Genomic DNA, 15,687 nt, shown 5'->3' on the forward strand with positions numbered 1-15,687 from the left:
CCCTGATCAACAAACATTTTGTTAACATTATATTAACTCAGCGTACCAGTTTATTAATTAGGCGTTTTACAGGTTGCGAAGCGCGTCACTATTTATTTTTCTTATTTGACTGAAAACGAAGAAACAGCGGACCAGCCGCTGTTTCTTTGAACTTACAAAAACTACAAAATCATTCAGTTACAACGTTTCTGACTTCGGCAGGACCGGGATTATACCAGCCCCAGCCGCCGTATCCGTAGCCCCACGGGCGCGGGCCGAACATCCACGGGTCCATCATCGGCTGCGGCGGCATGACCACCTGCTGGACAACGTTCCAGCGCTTGTAGCCCGTAGCGTTCATCAGCATGAATTTATACGGCGTATTGCCGACTTTACCGTCGACGACGCCGACGATCGGGCCAACCACGGTGACCAGCTGCCCGCGAAAATCCACCGGGTCGATAAATCCGTTTACGTCGGCAAAAATACGACCTCGCGACGGCTCGCCCAGCTCCGGACGCGCGGCGCCGTCAAGCTGAACGGTGGCAATTTCCAGGCGGGTTTTACCCTGCTGATTCTGCACGCTGACGACCTTCCCGCCAAAGCGCGCTTCCTGACCGACATACAGCTGCGGCGCGTTCATCACGCGGACTAAATCCTGCTGCGGCGTCGGGGTGGTGCCCTTAATGGCATCCGGTACCGAAGCGCACCCGCTCAGCGCAGCAACCACTGCTGCCGCGACTAACCAACGCACTACCGTTTTTTGACCCGCCATGACGCGACTCCTTCCTTCTTCTCAGACATATAGTTACTGAGATTCACTCGCGGCCAGGAAGTTTCTTCCACGCCACTTCATTGCGTAAATAAACTGGTTCAGCGTGTTCAACGGCCACGGTTTTTCCCACCGTAAACAGATGGCAAGCCAGCGGCAGCATATCCTGCGCGTCAGGAAGCTCAATTTCGCCGTCGGCGAGCGTTAAGCCGCAGCCGGTAGCCATATCCGGCCACGCCTGCCAGCCGGTGCCGACGGTAGCCCACTCCCCCTCCAGCTGCTGCAGACGCTCGCGAACCGCTTCCGGCTTCAGCACCGCTTCACTCTCTTCGCCGTGCCAGATGCCCTGTTCATCGCACTGATATTCCGCCCAGTAAACTTCGCCCATTCTGGCGTCGATGGCGGCCAGCACGCGGTTGGCGCCGGTTTTTCGCCATGCTCCCTGCGCCATGGTTGCCAGCGTGGACACGCCGATCATCGGCAGTTCGGCCCCCAGCGCCAGCCCCTGTGCAATCCCGATACCAATGCGCACGCCGGTGAAGCTGCCCGGCCCACGGCCAAAGGCCAGCGCGTCAAGCTCGGTTAATAGCGTGCCGCTTTCATTGAGGACATCCTGCACCAGAGGCAGGATACGTTGGGTATGTTCGCGGGGGCAGATTTCAAAATGAGCACTGAGGGTGCCATCATTCCACAGCGCCGCGGAGCAGGCCTCCGTGGCGGTATCGATAGCTAAAATTCGCATGGGTTGTCGCGCTCTCGCTCTAGCAGATTGACAAAATGGCGCGCAGCTTACCACATTTTGCGCCGGATTACCTCGCCGACGGTACCGCAAGAAAACGCACCGCCCGACGGATATCGCGCGTGCGCGGCGCAGGCGGAAGGCTCGCGAGGAAGACGGCACCATAGGGGCGCATAACCAAACGGTTGTCGCAGATAACCAGGACCCCGCGATCGTCGATGTCGCGAATCAGACGCCCCACGCCCTGTTTGAGGGTGATGACCGCGTCCGGTAGCTGGACCTCATCAAAAGGATCGCCGCCGCGCAGGCGACAATCCTCCATCCGCGCTTTCAGCAGCGGATCGTCCGGCGAGGTGAACGGCAGCTTGTCGATAATCACCAGAGAAAGCGCATCGCCGCGCACGTCCACCCCTTCCCAGAAGCTACTGGTCGCCACCAGCAGCGCATTTCCGGCGCTGACGAATTGCTGTAAAAGCTGGCCTTTGCTGGTTTCTCCCTGCAGGAGAACCGGCAGCGTCATGGTGGCGCGAAACTGTTCCGCCAGGTCGCGCATCATGGCGTGCGAAGTGCAGAGCATAAAGCAGCGCCCGTCGTTGGCTTCAATCAGCGGTTTGAGCATCGCCGCCAGATGTCGCGCGGCGCCGGGCTGGTTCGGTAACGGCAAATTGCGCGGCACGCACAGCAGCGCCTGGTGGGCATAATCGAAGGGGCTGGGGAGCAGCAGCGTTTGCGCGTCGCCTATGCCCAGACGATCGGTAAAGTGGTGCAAATCGTCATTGACCGATAGCGTCGCCGAGGTGAAGATCCAGCTCCCGGACTTTTGCGCCATCACCTCTTTAAACTTATCCGCCACCGTCAGCGGGGTCAGCGCCAGGGTGAAGTTGCGGGAAGTACACTCATACCAGTAGCTAAAGCCGGGCTGATTGGTCTCTTTTAACCGCTTCAGGCGGCCTCGGTATACGGTGGCCCGCTCAAAAGCGGCATCGAGCAGCGCCGAGCGGCCCAGCGACAGCTTTGCCACGTCGTAACAGAGTTCGAGCGCATCATCAAGCAGCAGCAGCGCGCGCTGAATATTGTTATCCGCCAGCAGCTCGCGCAGGTTGCCGCGATAGCCGGGCTCCCCCAGCTGCAGACGAAAATCCTGCGTGCTCTGGGCCAGGCGGTCGGCGCACTTCTGCAGCTGCTGGGTGTCTTTTAGTTCGGTGCGATAAGCAATGGTGATATCTTTCGCCAGGTCCATCAGCTGGCGGCTGGAGAGCGACTGGCCGAAGTACTGGCTGGCAATATCCGGCAGCTGATGCGCTTCATCGAAGATCATCACTTCCGCTTCCGGAATCAGTTCGGCAAAGCCGCTCTCTTTGACCACCATATCGGCGAGGAACAGATGATGATTGACGACGACCACGTCAGCATCCATCGCCTTTTTCCGCGCTTTCACCACAAAACAGTCTTTATATAAGGGGCAGTCGCTGCCGAGGCAGTTATCGTTGGTACTGGTGACCAGCGGCCAGGCCTGGGAATCTTCGGCCACGCTAACGCAGGTGCTGATATCGCCATCGACGGTCTGGTTAGACCACGAGCGCAGCAGAATGACATCGCTGAGGGTTTGCACCGGCAGGTCGCCACCGGCGAGCGCCTGCTGTTCCAGACGCTCCAGGCACAGGTAGTTCGAACGCCCTTTCAGCAGGGCCAGTTTACCGGTGAAGTTCAGCGCTTTAGCGACAGTGGGTAAATCCCGACTGTAGAGCTGATCCTGTAACGCTTTCGAGCCGGTGGAAATAATGACTTTCTTGTTGGCGCGTAGCGCAGGCGCCAGGTAGGCGTAGGTTTTCCCGGTCCCGGTGCCCGCCTCCACCACCAGCGGACGAGTTTCTTCAATTGCACTGGCGACGGCGAAAGCCATCTGGCGCTGCGGCTCGCGCGGCTTAAATCCGGCAATCGCGCTGGCCAGCTGGCCGTCTGCTGCAAAATCGTCGATCACATTACCCCCTGGTTATTTGGACAGTGATTATGTCAGGGTGGAGGGGTTTTCGCCAGTGCAGGTAGTGACGCAGGTGAAACATTATGGCAGTCTTGCCGCAGCTTAATGAACCGGAACAGAGAGGAAATAAACATGACCATTACGCGTATTGATGCCGAAGCCCGCTGGTCTGATGTGGTGATTCATAACCAGACGCTGTACTACACCGGCGTACCGTCCAACCTCGATGCCGATGCCTGCGCGCAAACCGCTGATACTCTGGCGCAGATCGATGCGGTGCTGGAGAAACAGGGCAGCAGCAAATCACGTATTCTTGATGCGACTATTTTCCTCGCCGACGGTGCAGACTTTGCGGCGATGAATCAGGCCTGGGATGCATGGGTCGTCGCCGGTCATGCGCCGGTACGCTGTACCGTACAGGCGAAACTGATGAATCCGAAGTATAAAGTCGAGATTAAAATCATCGCCGCAGTGTAAGACAGCCGAGGCCCCGTAGCCCGGGCAAGCGTAGCGCCGCCCGGGAAGAAGCCGCGCCAAAGCCGCTATCCGGCGCATTCCCCGGATAGCGGCGTAAACGCCTTATCGGGCTACATATCAGCCAGGCCGACCAGGCACAGCGCCGTCGGGAGGCAAGAAGCATTGTTCTATCCGCCCGGACACCACATCAGTTGCTCCTTTAACTGTAAGGTCTCCTGGGGCACACACTTCAGCGCATCACGATAGCTGGCAGACTGCTTTGCATAACCCCGCACTGACTGCAGCAGTACGCGCAGCGCGCTATCCCACACGATCCCCTGCAGATCGCTGTACGGCCAGAGCTCCGGCTCGCGAATAAACGGCACCAGATAGTCGATGCCCTGCTTCACCCCTCGCCCGTCGCGGATGGTGTTCCAGCGATCGAACTCAACGTGTTCGGCGTAGCGGTTGAGCAGCAGATGCGCCTCCAGGTTAAATAGCGAATAGTGGAACGGGATGGTGCGTTCCAGCTCCATCGTTTGTCGGCCATCCTGGTCAATCTGCGCCGCCATACGCTGGGTAATTCCCTGCTCAATGATCCGCGCCGCCAGCCCTTTATCGCCATAGAATAACGCGTTAACCGTCCGCTGGGCGTCGTACCAGGTGCCGTGGTTATTGTGCCAGACGTACTCTGAGTGGCCGATTTCGCTGTAGTACATCCAGTGGTTAAAGTCGCGGAACCACTGGTGCAGGCCGATAATATCATCGGTATCAAGCACGCTCGCCGTGTTGATCAGGCCGATGGTATCCACCACCATCCACATTAAGCGAGTATCGATAAGCCCGGTGCCGCGACCGGATACAATCCCCGGGATCGCCTGGCCGTAGTTCAGATGCGGATTCATCCGCGTGTCGGCATCCAGGAACCAGCAGCGTATTTGCGTAGCCGCGGCCTGCGCATACTGGCGCTGGCCGGTAAAGTACCATGCCAGCCCCAGGGTCAGGCACCGTTCGCACATGCGGATAATGCGCGAGGTGTCCGTATCGTTGTTTTCACATTGCGGATTGATATGCCCGTCGCGACGAATATAGGGCAGCCCGTTGGGCCGCCGCGGATTCGGCCACCAGTAGGTGCCCAGACTGTAGTAATCGTGCGCGTCGCCGCTGGCCGGGCGCAGCTTTTTATGCACCACGCTTTCCGGCGCCTCTCGACGCAGGATGTCGGCCTCCGACACCAGCTTGCTTAACGCCAGCTGCAGCGGCGAGAACGGCTGCTTTAAGCCCGCCCGGGCGTTTTCCAGGCAGGTTTCGTCAAGGGTGTACAGCTTCATCGCCACCTTAGTTTTCCTCCCGGCACGCTATGCGCTGGCCGCTTTGTCCATCGAACAGGTGCACGCCGGAGAGCTTCGGCTGCAGCCAGATCTTATCGCCCTCTTTTACAGCCAGACGCTGTTTGAACACCGAGGTAAACGCTCCGCCGCCGGTATCGCAAAACAGCTGCATATCCGAGCCGGTATTCTCCACCGCCGTCACCTTCGCCGCCAGCGCATCGTCGCGCGCTTCGTGGACGACGTTGACCTGCTCAGGGCGAATGGCGTACACCACCTGCTGACCGTCGGCTACCTGAAGGCCAGCGGGCAAAGCCAGTAGCGAGCCATCTTTCAGACGCAGGCTGGTGGCGCTGCCGTTCAAAACCACGACGCCCGACAGCTGGTTAATCTCCGGCGAACCGATAAAACCAGCGACGAACAGATTCGCCGGCCGGTCGTACAACTCCAGCGGCGTCCCCGCCTGCTCAATGCGCCCATCGCGCAGCACCACGATCATCTGCCCCATGGTCATGGCTTCAATCTGATCGTGGGTGACGTACACCGAGGTGGTTTTCAGCCGGCGATGCAGCTCGCGAATTTCGCCGCGCACCTGGGTTCGCAGCTTGGCGTCGAGGTTGGAGAGCGGTTCGTCAAACAAAAACACCTGCGGCTTACGCACGATCGCCCGCCCCATCGCCACCCGCTGGCGCTGGCCGCCCGAGAGATCCTTCGGCAAGCGCTCCAGTAGCGGTTCGAGCCCCAGCAGCGCAGCGGCTTCATTAACCTTCTGATTAATCTCCGCTTTCGGCAGGCGCGCCATCTTCAGGGCAAAACCCATATTTTCACGCACCGTCATCTGCGGGTAGAGCGCATAGCTCTGAAACACCATCGCAATATCGCGCAGCTTCGGTTCTACCTCGGTAACGTTGCGCTCGTTAATATGCACCTCGCCGCCAGAGATCTCCTCCAGGCCGGCGATCATGCGCAGCAGGGTTGATTTCCCACAGCCGCTGGGGCCAACGAGAACGCAGAATTCACCGTCCGGGATAGTCAGCGACACGTCTTTAATGACGTGCGCATCACCATACGATTTACGCACGCTATTCAGTACAACAGATCCCATTGGTCACTCCTTATCCTTTGACTGCGCCGGACATAATCCCGCGGTTGAAATGTTTTTGCAGACCCAGATAGACGATGATGCTGGGCAGCATCGCCAGCAGCGTAATAGCGATAAAAATGTTCGGCGTGATGCTCTCATCGGTACGCAGCGTGCCGAGGATCACCGGAATAGTATTCAGGCTGTCCTGGTTAACCACAATCAGCGGCAGCAGGTACTGGTCCCAAATCATAATGAAGCCGAACGTCACTACCGTACCGAGCGCCGGTTTCACCAGCGGCAGAATCACATGGAAGAAAATCTGCCATTCGTTGGCGCCGTCTATCCGCGCCGCCTCTTCCAGCTCTTTCGGTATCGCCGACATAAATTCGGTCAGGACAAAGATGGAGAAAGCCCAGCCAACCACCGGCAAAATCATCCCGAGGTAGCTGTTGTAGAGCGAGGCATCGATCAGCGGCAGTCGCCAGTTAATAATCATGTACAGCGGAATGGCGATGACCTCTTCCGGCAGCATCATGGTGGACAAAATCACCAGGCTCACCAGCGCCACGCCGCGAAACTTTTTCCGCGCCAGGGCATACGCCGCCAGCGCGCTGACCGACACCTGTAGAACGGTGCCGAAGAACACCACCAGGATAGAGTTCAGCAGGTACTGCCAGACGCCGATATCCATCCACGCAAAGATGAAGTTTTCCAGCGAGAACTGATTCGGCCAGGCCAGCAGCTCGCCCGGCTTCACCGGCGCACCGCTGAAGGCCGTGGCCACGATGCCCCAGAACGGCCCGACGAAGACAATCAGCAGCAGCGCGTAAATGCACCAGCGCCCTGCTGTATCCCAACGTTTACTTAACATCGCGGCTCCTTAGTAACGTGCGATACGTTTTTTCAGCGTCAGATGACAGAGGGTTAATACAACCGTGAAGGTGAACAGCAGAAACGACACCGCCGAGGCGTAGCCATAGTCAAACTGCTCAAAACCCAGTTTGTAGATATGGGTCATCACCATTTCCGTGGCGTTAGACGGCCCTCCGCCGGTGGTGGCGTACACCTCGGCGAACACGCGGAAACCGCGGATAAAGGAGAGCATCAGCACCACCGAGAGCGCCGGGATCATGCCGGGCAGCGTGACGTAGCGCAGACGATTCCACCAGCTGGCGCCGTCGACGTTCGCCGCATCGTATAAATCGCGGCTGATCCCCGCCAGACCGGCAATAAAAATCACCATGTTGTAGGGCACCGCTTTCCAGATATGCAGCAGCATGATGACCCCCAGCGCCTGATCGGAGCTGGCAAGGAAGCCCTGATCGGCGACGCCAAACCAGCTGAGGATGTGGTTAACCACTCCATTGGGCGTCGGGTTGAACAAAATGCGCCACATTTCGGCGACGATTGCCGCGCTGGTGACCGCGGGTAAAAAGATGGCGGTTCGAATAAAGCGCAGATGGCGCGCCGGGCCTTCCAGCAGCATGGCGAGGAAGAAGGCCAGGATAGCCGCGGCGAACATCGTTACCACCACGTACAGCAAAGTGTTCACCACCGCCGCGTGCAACTCTGCGTCGGCAAAAGCGCGGGTGAAGTTATCGAGTCCTACCCACTCGTTCGGCTGATTAAAGTTGACCTTGTAAAAGCTCATCACCAGCCCCTGAATCATGGGGATAAACTTAAACCAGCTGAAAATAATCAGCGCAGGCGCCAAAAACAGCCACGGGATCAGCGCCCGCTTACGCTTTGCACTCAGCCATCCGGTTGAGTCAGGCGAAGCGGCCTGCTTTATCGGCGAGGACTTCGTCTCATGCAGCGTCATCACTTGTGTCCTCAGTTAGCCAGCACGTTTTGTTTTTTCAGCTCAGCGTTCACCTTGCCGTCGATAGTTTTCAGCTCAGCGGCGATATCGCTGCTGCAGTCGGCAAAAATTCGGTTAAAACCGTCGGCGGCCACCTGGCGCACCGGCGTCCAGTTAGGAATTTGCGGCACGTAGCGTCCCTGTTCATTGTAAAGTCTGGCGAAAGTTTCCCAGCGCGCGTCCTGATAAACGGCTTTGACGTCGACGTTCTTATTCACCGGCAGGCGCACCACCGGTATATGCTGGCTGCCTTTACCCATGCCGATCTCCTGGCCTTCCGGCGAGATCATGAATTCGATAAATTTACGCGCCGCCTCTTTCTGTTTACTGCTCTTCATCATAAAGACCGTGGTGCCCTCCGCGAGAGTCGCTTCGCCTTTTGGCCCCACCACCGGAACCACTTCAAAATTGTCTTTACCGGGATCTTTATCGAACAGCGCGATATGGTACGGGCCGCTAAAGAACATGCCGCTTTGCCCTGAGCGGAAGGATGGAATAACGTCGGCGGTGGTGGCGTTAATCGCCCCCGGCTGGGTGACTTTTTCGCACATCATGGTGCGCATAAAGGTCATCGCCTGAGCCACTTCCGGCGTATTGAGCGAGGCGCTGAACTTTCCGCTCTCTTCTTTAACGAAATCACCGCCCGCCTGCCAGATAAAGCTGCTCATAAACCAGCTGGCGTAGCCGCGTGTCGTGGAGGCGGGAACGATAAAGCCGTAGGTATCATTTTTGCCGTTGCCGTCGGGATCCTGGGTAGTGAAGGCTTTCGCCAGGGTCTGGATATCATCCCAGCTCTTAGGCTGCGGCAGCCCCAGTTTTTCACGCCAGTCTTTGCGTACGAACAGCGCGAAGGTTTGCGCTGAAGTCGGTACGCCGTAGTATTTGCCGTCGATATAGCGGGTACTTTTCCAGGCCGTCGGGAATAGCTGGTCGCCGCCGGCGATCGCTTGCGGGTCAATTTCTTCGGCAATACCCAGCTGGATAAACTGCCCCAGCGAAGCCGCATCGTTAAAAATCAGATCGGGTAAGGCGTTGCCCGCCGTGGCGCGCGCCAGCCGCTGTTCAAAGTCGGTAGTGGCGTTGAAATACGCGATTTTGATACCGGTTGATTCTTCAAATTTTTCCGCTTCTTGTTTGTAGATATTTTTCGAGTCGTTGCTGGCGCGGATCCAAACGTTGAGGGTGGTAGCCGCATAGCTTTGGCTAACGCCGAGCCCGAGTGCGGTGAGAAGTAATAGTGAACGTAATTTATTGGCAGACATGATGGCATATCCTTTATTGTAGGGCACAAAGGTAATTAAATTCTTAATTAATACACAGCAAGGTATTTGAATATCGCTAAGACGTTAATAAAGCAGACGTAAGAAATATTTCCCTTCATTAGATAGAAATGTATTTCCCAATACAACCACACTAAAAAGAAATCGCGTTTCAAAAATCAAAAAATAGAAGCAGATCACATCAAAAAGTGACAAAAAAGGTGACACAAATAAAATATCGAATAATATCAATAAATTATAAATTTACTGATTTTGTTAAAACATTCAAAAAATCTGGAAAAAGGCGAAATTGTGTGACGGCGGCAGCATTAAAAACGCCATTATTTATCCATGACAATAAGTTTGATGGATATCACAAAAAAAATCACTTTGTCTTTTACACTGCACGCCATCGAATATTCAAATAGTTCGCCTTTAATTAAACCGCCTGTTTTATGCGTCATTAAAATACGCGACAGGTATAATTCTGTTGTTATCTTTTCTCATATTATGCAGAAGGGTTATCACTATGATCTCAATACCTCGCCGAGGTTTGTTAGGCATTGCGCTGTTTTGTTCCGGCCTTAGCGCCTCCTCATATGCCGCTGAGCCGTACACGCTCGACGGAAAGGATTTAACCTTGAGCCGCCAGCAGATTGCCGCGAAAGATCCGCTATTCGTGCAGGCGCAAGCGGCTTTGCAAAAAAAAGCCGATCTGGCGCTCAAGCATCCGCTGTTCTCGGTGATGGATAAAACCCTGGTCGCCGCCAGCGGCGATAAGCACGACTACTATAGTTTCCCTCCCTACTGGTGGCCGAACCCTGATACGAAAGACGGACTGCCCTATATTCGTAAGGATGGGCAAACCAACCCGGATGCCAATAGCGATGCCACCGATAAAAACCGCCTGGTGAAGATGAGTAACGACGTATCAACCCTTGCGCTGGCGTGGTACTTCACCCAGGACAATCGCTACGCGCAGAAGGCGGCGGCCCAGTTGAAGAGCTGGTTTATCGATCCACAAACGCGCATGAATCCCAACCTGCAATATGCCCAGGCCATTCCCGGCATTAATACCGGACGCGGTATCGGCATTATTGATAGCCGCGCGCTGGTAGAGGTGGTGGATGCTATCGCCCTGCTGCAATCCTCAGAGGCGCTGAACGAAAACGACGTTAGCGCATTAAAGCAGTGGTTTGGCGAGTATTACCAGTGGATGACCACCAGCCAGAACGGTTTCGAAGAAGATAACTGGCACAACAACCACGGCAGCTATTTTGATATGCAGGCCGCGACCTTCGCCCTGTTTAGCGGTAAAACTGACGAGGCGAAACAGCGCCTGTACATTACCCAGCTACGACGCATTGCCGGGCAATTCGACATTGAAGGCCGCCAGATGGGCGAGCTGGAGCGCACGCGTCCGTGGCACTACAGCAATTTCAACCTTGAAGCCTATAACCGACTGGGTCGTCTGGGCGAGAAGGCGGGCGTCGATATCTGGAACTTCACCCTCGACGACCATAGCCTGCGCAAAGGCTATCAATACATCGCCGGGTTTATTAACAGCGATACGCCATGGCCCTGGAAAGACCTTGATAAGATGGACGACAAGAAAGCGCTGCGCAATATGGCCACCGCCGCGCATGCCTGGCCGGAAGATCCCCTGTTCCGCGCCAAAGCGCAATGGTTAAGAGCGAAATATCCCGACGATATCACCACGCTCATTGTTCCGCTTTCCCCATCGTCAGAGGTCAGGGATAACCGCTAATGAAACAATTTTCTGGACTCTGGCCCGACATTGCCAGACGTGCAGCCGGCGATAGCGGTCTGCTTGAACGGCTGGTGCAGGAAGCGCAACCGCAGCTTGACGCGACGGCGCTCATTCCACAAACGGGGATCGCCAGCTGGAACCTCTACTATTTTTGCCCCCATCACGGCGTGCGGCTGACGTGGCGGGCGGATATGCCTCATCGCCACGCCTGCCCGGTTGATGGCGAAATTTTCAGCGGTGAGCCGTGGGACGGCGCATGGTGGCGAGAAATGAACGGTCGTAACGCCAGCGCCTGTCAGCAGCTTGGTCTGATATGGCGGCTGACCGGCGAAACGGCGTATCGCGATAAAGTTCGCACGCTGCTGATGGGTTACGCTGACGTCTATCCCGGCTATCAAATTCACGGTGATATTCCCAACAACGGACCGGGGAAGATGAACGCCCAGACGCTGTGTGAAGCCAACTGTATTCTGGAGATGGCGCTGGGTTATGACTTTATTCGCGACGGCTTAACCTCCGCTGAAGAGCGGCATATTCGCGACAACCTGCTGCGCTGCGCGGCAACGTTTCTACGCGAGCACCGCACTGCGCAGATTCATAATCACGAAGTCAAAATTAGCGCGGCGCTTGGCGTTCTCGGTTTCGTTCTCGAAGATGAGAGCCTGCTGGAATTCGCCGTTAACCAGCCTTACGGCCTGCGCTGGCAGCTGGAAAAGGGCCTGCTGGCGGAGGGGCTATGGTTTGAAGGTTCGATTCACTACCACTACTACGCGCTGCAGGGCTTTTTTGCCTTTGAAAAACTGGCGCGCGGCACTCGCTGGAGCCTGCTGGATGGCCCCTGGTATCAGCCGATGCTGAAGTTCCCGCTGTCGCTGCTGCTGCCGGACGGAACCTTCCCTCGCCTCAACGACTGCCTCGCCGGACAAGAAAAGCTGCGACACCGGGATCTGTACGAATTCGCCTGGTTTATCTGGCGTGACCCGCTCTACGCCGCCGTGCTGCAGTTTATTGAAACGGAACCTGATGTCCGCGAGACCTTGCTGTGGCGCAACCAGCCGCTGCCTGAAACGACGCAGGCGCTCATTCCTCAGCAATCGCTGTTTGCGCCAGGCGCGGGGCTCACTCTCTGGCGGCGCCCGCAGCAGGCGCTGCTGATAAAGCACAGTCCCTGGGGCGGCGAACACGATCATTACGACAGGCTGGGGCTGATGCTCTGGCATCACGACGGCTGGCTGCTCCCGGATATGGGCACAACCGGCTACGGCGCGAAAATGCACTACGACTACTACAAAAACAGCGCCACCCATAATACGCTTTCCGTCAATCAGACCAACCAGCCTCCGGCCAATCCGCAGGTATCAGGCTGGCATATGGATAGCGACGCTCTGTGGCTGGACAGCGAGGTTGACTGGGGCAAGCCGCCGCCGGAGCTAGACAGTCATAGCCGCGTCGAGTGGGACGCGACGGCCTGGCGAGATGTGCGCTTTCGCCGTCGCCTGCTATGGCTTGAAGAGGTGCTGATCGATCTCTCTACCGTAGAGAACCCACATCGCCAGCAGCTCGACTGGACTTTGCACCTGGCGGCGCAGGCGCTGGATCAGAGCGGCACGCCGCAGCCCTTTTCGCTCAGCGGACCGCTGCGGCATATGGCCAATGCAACCATGGCGCCGCTGAACGGCTGCCAGCCGCGCCACTTTGCGCGCGACGGCGATACCGTTGCGCTCTGGCTTTCCGGTGATGGTGAACTCTGGCAGGGAGTGGCACCCGATAACCCGGCGACTCACGATCTCAGCTATCTGGTCATACGCAGTCACCTGCCGCAGGCGCGTTTTGTCTGCCTGTGGGATTTTGCCAACAGCGCACCGCTGACGGAAGTGCAAGTGAATCATACGCCAGTCGGGACGCAAATTACCTTCTGGCGCGGCGAGCGCGTGACGCACGTGACGCTTTACGACGCCCCCGGGAAACGACCCGATGCGATCTTTCCGTTCGCGGAAAGCGGCACCTGATCTCAACTGCAGGGAGTTTACTCGTCTTCATCCTCAAAGCGCGCCACAATCCGATCGCCGGTATGGGAGGCGCGCAGTTCATCGGCCACTAAAGCAATAGCCTGGCCGCTGCTCATGCCTTGGGACATCAGCTCCTGAATTCTTTCCACTGCTTTTTGCTGTTGCTCGTGGCTCAGCGAAGGTAAACCTGCAAACATGACTGACTCCTGCTACATTGTGGGGCGTAATTATTTCACGCCGTCCTCTTGTATACCAGCGGGCGGTAACGATCAGGATTGAAGAAGACGATGTTGTCCCCCGCTATGATTTCCCTGCCCTGGCGTCCGGATGCCGCTGAATACTATTTTAGCTCCTTAAGTTCCCGGCCCTGGGCGATGCTGCTGCATTCCGGCTTTGCCGAACATCCGCATAATCGTTTTGATATTGTTGTCGCCCAGCCGCGCGCCACGCTGGTAACGCGTGGTCAAACGACCGTCATCAACGAGGGGGAAACCGTCATCACCTCTGACGCCGATCCGCTCACGCTCGTGCATCAGCAGCTGGCGCGCTTCAACCTGCATCCGCAGCCTCATCCGCATCTGCCGTTTCTCGGCGGCGCGCTGGGGCTGTTCGGCTACGATCTGGGCCGCCGCTTTGAATCTCTGCCGTCACGAGCGGATGCGGATATCGCGCTGCCGGATATGGCGGTGGGGATCTACGACTGGGCATTGATCGTCGATCACCAGCGTCGGGAGGTGTCGTTATTCAGCTATGACGATCCGCAGGCGCGCCTGGCGTGGCTGGAAGCACAGGCAGAGCCTGTCGCCGAAACCTTTACCCTGACCTCAGCGTGGCGCTCAAATATGAGCCGCGAAGAGTATGGCGAGAAGTTTCGCCAGATCCAGGCCTGGCTGCACAGCGGCGACTGCTATCAGGTCAACCTGGCGCAGCGGTTTACGGCAAGCTATCGTGGGGATGAGTGGCAGGCCTTCCGTCAGCTTAACCGCGCCAATCGCGCGCCGTTCAGCGCCTTTATTCGCCTGGATGAAGGGGCAGTATTAAGCCTGTCGCCCGAGCGCTTTATTCAGCTCCGGCAAGGCGAAATTCAAACCAGGCCGATTAAGGGGACGCTACCCCGGCTGACCGACCCTGAGCAGGACGCGCTGCAGGCGCAAAAGCTGGCGAACTCGCCAAAAGACCGCGCCGAAAACCTGATGATCGTCGATTTAATGCGCAACGATATTGGCCGGGTTGCCGCTCCCGGTAGCGTCCGGGTGCCCGAACTGTTTGTGGTGGAGCCCTTCCCTGCCGTGCATCACCTGGTGAGCACCGTGACCGCCAGATTGCCTTTCCATCTGCACGCCGCCGACCTGCTGCGCGCGGCCTTTCCCGGCGGCTCAATTACCGGCGCGCCGAAGGTCAGAGCGATGGAGATCATCGATGAGCTGGAGCCGCAGCGGCGCAATGCGTGGTGCGGCAGCATCGGATATCTCAGCTTCTGCGGCAATATGGATACCAGCATTACCATCCGTACGCTGACGGCCTGGCAGGGGCAGCTTTACTGCTCCGCCGGAGGCGGGATTGTCGCCGATAGCGATGAAGCAGCGGAATATCAGGAAACTTTTGATAAAGTTAATCGTATCCTGCAGCAACTGGAGAGCTAGCACATGGCGGACAGCGCCCTCGAACTTGACGATTTCCTTTCGCGTTTTCAGCTTCTGCGCCCGCAGCCCACGCGCAGCGCGCTTAACCAGCGTCAGGCTGCGGTACTGGTCCCGATTGTACGTCGCCCGCAGCCTGGGCTGCTGCTAACCCAGCGTTCGCCGCTGATGCGCAAGCACGCGGGTCAGGTCGCTTTTCCCGGCGGCGCGGTAGATAACAGCGATGCGACGCTGATCGCCGCCGCGCTGCGCGAGGCGCAGGAAGAGGTCGCGATCCCGCCAGAGTCGGTTGAGGTCATCGGCGTTCTGCCGCCGGTGGATAGCGTCACCGGCTTTCAGGTCACCCCGGTGGTAGGGATTATTCCACCTGACCTGCACTATCATGCCAGCCAGGATGAAGTCGCTGCGGTCTTCGAAATGCCGCTGGCCGAAGCGCTGCGGCTGGGACGCTATCACCCGCTGGATATCCATCGCCGCGGCAATTCGCATCGCGTCTGGCTATCCTGGTACCAGCATTATTTTGTCTGGGGAATGACCGCCGGTATTATTCGCGAGCTGGCGCTGCAGATAGGCGCTCGTCCTTAGCGCTACCCGCCATACTTCAGGTTGCGTGTAAGCTAGCTTTTCTGCAACTCGAATTCTCCAGGGTATATACTTAATAGCGCGGGTTCACAGCATTAGTAAATCCGCGGTTATCCATTAGTTTAATTCATGTGAATACATAAGCTGATGGCCCGGTTCCCTCTTACACTATGCGCAGTGATTACATCGTTGTCGCACTCGCGACAACCCTGTCAGGAGTGTTAGC

14 protein-coding genes are annotated in these 15,687 nt (G+C 57.3%); 5 read left to right on the plus strand and 9 right to left on the minus strand.

What is annotated here, in order from left to right; genetic code table 11:
• Positions 1–169: 169 nt before the first annotated feature.
• The 3 genes from ABLV11_RS03110 to ABLV11_RS03120 all read right to left on the minus strand — a co-directional run bounded on the left by ABLV11_RS03110 (position 170) and on the right by ABLV11_RS03120 (position 3,471).
• Positions 170–754 carry a Slp family lipoprotein gene (locus ABLV11_RS03110; protein WP_004103275.1) on the minus strand — a complete coding sequence of 195 codons (585 nt, stop codon included), beginning with the start codon at positions 752–754 and terminating at the stop codon, positions 170–172.
• Between the two features lie 43 nt (positions 755–797).
• A complete protein-coding gene (gene tsaB / locus ABLV11_RS03115) occupies positions 798–1,493 on the minus strand; it encodes a tRNA (adenosine(37)-N6)-threonylcarbamoyltransferase complex dimerization subunit type 1 TsaB (RefSeq protein WP_126489268.1) in 696 nt (231 codons plus the stop codon).
• A gap of 67 nt (positions 1,494–1,560) precedes the next feature.
• Positions 1,561–3,471 (minus strand): ATP-dependent DNA helicase, encoded by a 1,911-nt coding sequence (locus tag ABLV11_RS03120; RefSeq protein ID WP_016808280.1) that lies wholly within the window; start codon positions 3,469–3,471, stop codon positions 1,561–1,563.
• Positions 3,472–3,603: 132 nt separating this feature from the next.
• On the opposite strand from ABLV11_RS03120, the gene ABLV11_RS03125 reads away from it, so the two are divergent.
• The gene (locus tag ABLV11_RS03125; RefSeq protein WP_004113724.1) at positions 3,604–3,948 is read left to right on the plus strand and encodes a RidA family protein; all 345 of its coding nucleotides are present in this window, start codon (positions 3,604–3,606) and stop codon (positions 3,946–3,948) included.
• A gap of 167 nt (positions 3,949–4,115) precedes the next feature.
• On the opposite strand, the gene ABLV11_RS03130 is transcribed toward ABLV11_RS03125, so the two are convergent.
• From ABLV11_RS03130 to ABLV11_RS03150, 5 genes are read right to left on the minus strand one after another with little or no spacing between them, the layout of a single operon-like run.
• Positions 4,116–5,258: an alginate lyase family protein gene (locus ABLV11_RS03130; protein ID WP_004103283.1), complete on the minus strand. Its 1,143-nt coding sequence runs from the start codon at positions 5,256–5,258 to the stop codon at positions 4,116–4,118.
• Positions 5,259–5,265: 7 nt separating this feature from the next.
• Complete coding sequence (gene ugpC / locus ABLV11_RS03135) at positions 5,266–6,360, minus strand: sn-glycerol-3-phosphate ABC transporter ATP-binding protein UgpC (protein WP_004113726.1); 1,095 nt, start codon at positions 6,358–6,360, stop codon at positions 5,266–5,268.
• 10 nt (positions 6,361–6,370) lie between these two features.
• Positions 6,371–7,210, minus strand: a complete 840-nt coding sequence (locus tag ABLV11_RS03140) for a carbohydrate ABC transporter permease (RefSeq protein ID WP_004103286.1) — start codon at positions 7,208–7,210, stop codon at positions 6,371–6,373.
• A 9-nt stretch (positions 7,211–7,219) separates the two neighbouring features.
• Positions 7,220–8,161: a sugar ABC transporter permease gene (locus tag ABLV11_RS03145; RefSeq protein ID WP_004103287.1), complete on the minus strand. Its 942-nt coding sequence runs from the start codon at positions 8,159–8,161 to the stop codon at positions 7,220–7,222.
• Between the two features lie 11 nt (positions 8,162–8,172).
• Positions 8,173–9,462, minus strand: coding sequence for a sugar ABC transporter substrate-binding protein (locus ABLV11_RS03150; protein ID WP_017145653.1), 1,290 nt, complete (start codon positions 9,460–9,462; stop codon positions 8,173–8,175).
• A gap of 526 nt (positions 9,463–9,988) precedes the next feature.
• Between ABLV11_RS03150 and ABLV11_RS03155 the strand changes: the two genes are divergently transcribed.
• Positions 9,989–11,227 carry an alginate lyase family protein gene (locus ABLV11_RS03155; protein WP_126489269.1) on the plus strand — a complete coding sequence of 413 codons (1,239 nt, stop codon included), beginning with the start codon at positions 9,989–9,991 and terminating at the stop codon, positions 11,225–11,227.
• Positions 11,227–13,239 carry a heparinase II/III family protein gene (locus tag ABLV11_RS03160; protein ID WP_023329843.1) on the plus strand — a complete coding sequence of 671 codons (2,013 nt, stop codon included), beginning with the start codon at positions 11,227–11,229 and terminating at the stop codon, positions 13,237–13,239. Before ABLV11_RS03155 ends, ABLV11_RS03160 begins: the two co-directional genes overlap by 1 nt.
• A gap of 17 nt (positions 13,240–13,256) precedes the next feature.
• Here ABLV11_RS03160 and ABLV11_RS03165 read toward each other — a convergent pair whose 3' ends face one another.
• Positions 13,257–13,436, minus strand: a complete 180-nt coding sequence (locus ABLV11_RS03165; RefSeq protein WP_004103292.1) for a YoaH family protein — start codon at positions 13,434–13,436, stop codon at positions 13,257–13,259.
• Between the two features lie 90 nt (positions 13,437–13,526).
• Between ABLV11_RS03165 and pabB the strand changes: the two genes are divergently transcribed.
• Together pabB and ABLV11_RS03175 are read left to right on the plus strand one after the other, a co-directional pair.
• Positions 13,527–14,882 carry an aminodeoxychorismate synthase component 1 gene (gene pabB / locus ABLV11_RS03170; RefSeq protein ID WP_126489271.1) on the plus strand — a complete coding sequence of 452 codons (1,356 nt, stop codon included), beginning with the start codon at positions 13,527–13,529 and terminating at the stop codon, positions 14,880–14,882.
• A 3-nt stretch (positions 14,883–14,885) separates the two neighbouring features.
• Positions 14,886–15,464 carry a CoA pyrophosphatase gene (locus ABLV11_RS03175; RefSeq protein ID WP_004103295.1) on the plus strand — a complete coding sequence of 193 codons (579 nt, stop codon included), beginning with the start codon at positions 14,886–14,888 and terminating at the stop codon, positions 15,462–15,464.
• The last annotated feature ends 223 nt before the right edge of the window (positions 15,465–15,687 follow it).

Source organism: Klebsiella sp. GW_Kp181 (assembly GCF_040062315.1).
Taxonomy (GTDB): Bacteria; Pseudomonadota; Gammaproteobacteria; order Enterobacterales; family Enterobacteriaceae; genus Klebsiella; species Klebsiella oxytoca.

What these genes read in the sequence shown, in the direction of transcription:
- ABLV11_RS03110 (WP_004103275.1), bottom strand. Translation starts at nt 754, where the DNA reads ATGGCGGGTCAAAAAACGGTAGTGCGTTGGTTAGTCGCGGCAGCAGTG.
- tsaB (WP_126489268.1), bottom strand. Translation starts at nt 1,493, where the DNA reads ATGCGAATTTTAGCTATCGATACCGCCACGGAGGCCTGCTCCGCGGCG.
- ABLV11_RS03125 (WP_004113724.1), top strand. Translation starts at nt 3,604, where the DNA reads ATGACCATTACGCGTATTGATGCCGAAGCCCGCTGGTCTGATGTGGTG.
- ABLV11_RS03130 (WP_004103283.1), bottom strand. Translation starts at nt 5,258, where the DNA reads ATGAAGCTGTACACCCTTGACGAAACCTGCCTGGAAAACGCCCGGGCG.
- ugpC (WP_004113726.1), bottom strand. Translation starts at nt 6,360, where the DNA reads ATGGGATCTGTTGTACTGAATAGCGTGCGTAAATCGTATGGTGATGCG.
- ABLV11_RS03140 (WP_004103286.1), bottom strand. Translation starts at nt 7,210, where the DNA reads ATGTTAAGTAAACGTTGGGATACAGCAGGGCGCTGGTGCATTTACGCG.
- ABLV11_RS03145 (WP_004103287.1), bottom strand. Translation starts at nt 8,161, where the DNA reads ATGACGCTGCATGAGACGAAGTCCTCGCCGATAAAGCAGGCCGCTTCG.
- ABLV11_RS03150 (WP_017145653.1), bottom strand. Translation starts at nt 9,462, where the DNA reads ATGTCTGCCAATAAATTACGTTCACTATTACTTCTCACCGCACTCGGG.
- ABLV11_RS03155 (WP_126489269.1), top strand. Translation starts at nt 9,989, where the DNA reads ATGATCTCAATACCTCGCCGAGGTTTGTTAGGCATTGCGCTGTTTTGT.
- ABLV11_RS03160 (WP_023329843.1), top strand. Translation starts at nt 11,227, where the DNA reads ATGAAACAATTTTCTGGACTCTGGCCCGACATTGCCAGACGTGCAGCC.
- ABLV11_RS03165 (WP_004103292.1), bottom strand. Translation starts at nt 13,436, where the DNA reads ATGTTTGCAGGTTTACCTTCGCTGAGCCACGAGCAACAGCAAAAAGCA.
- pabB (WP_126489271.1), top strand. Translation starts at nt 13,527, where the DNA reads ATGTTGTCCCCCGCTATGATTTCCCTGCCCTGGCGTCCGGATGCCGCT.
- ABLV11_RS03175 (WP_004103295.1), top strand. Translation starts at nt 14,886, where the DNA reads ATGGCGGACAGCGCCCTCGAACTTGACGATTTCCTTTCGCGTTTTCAG.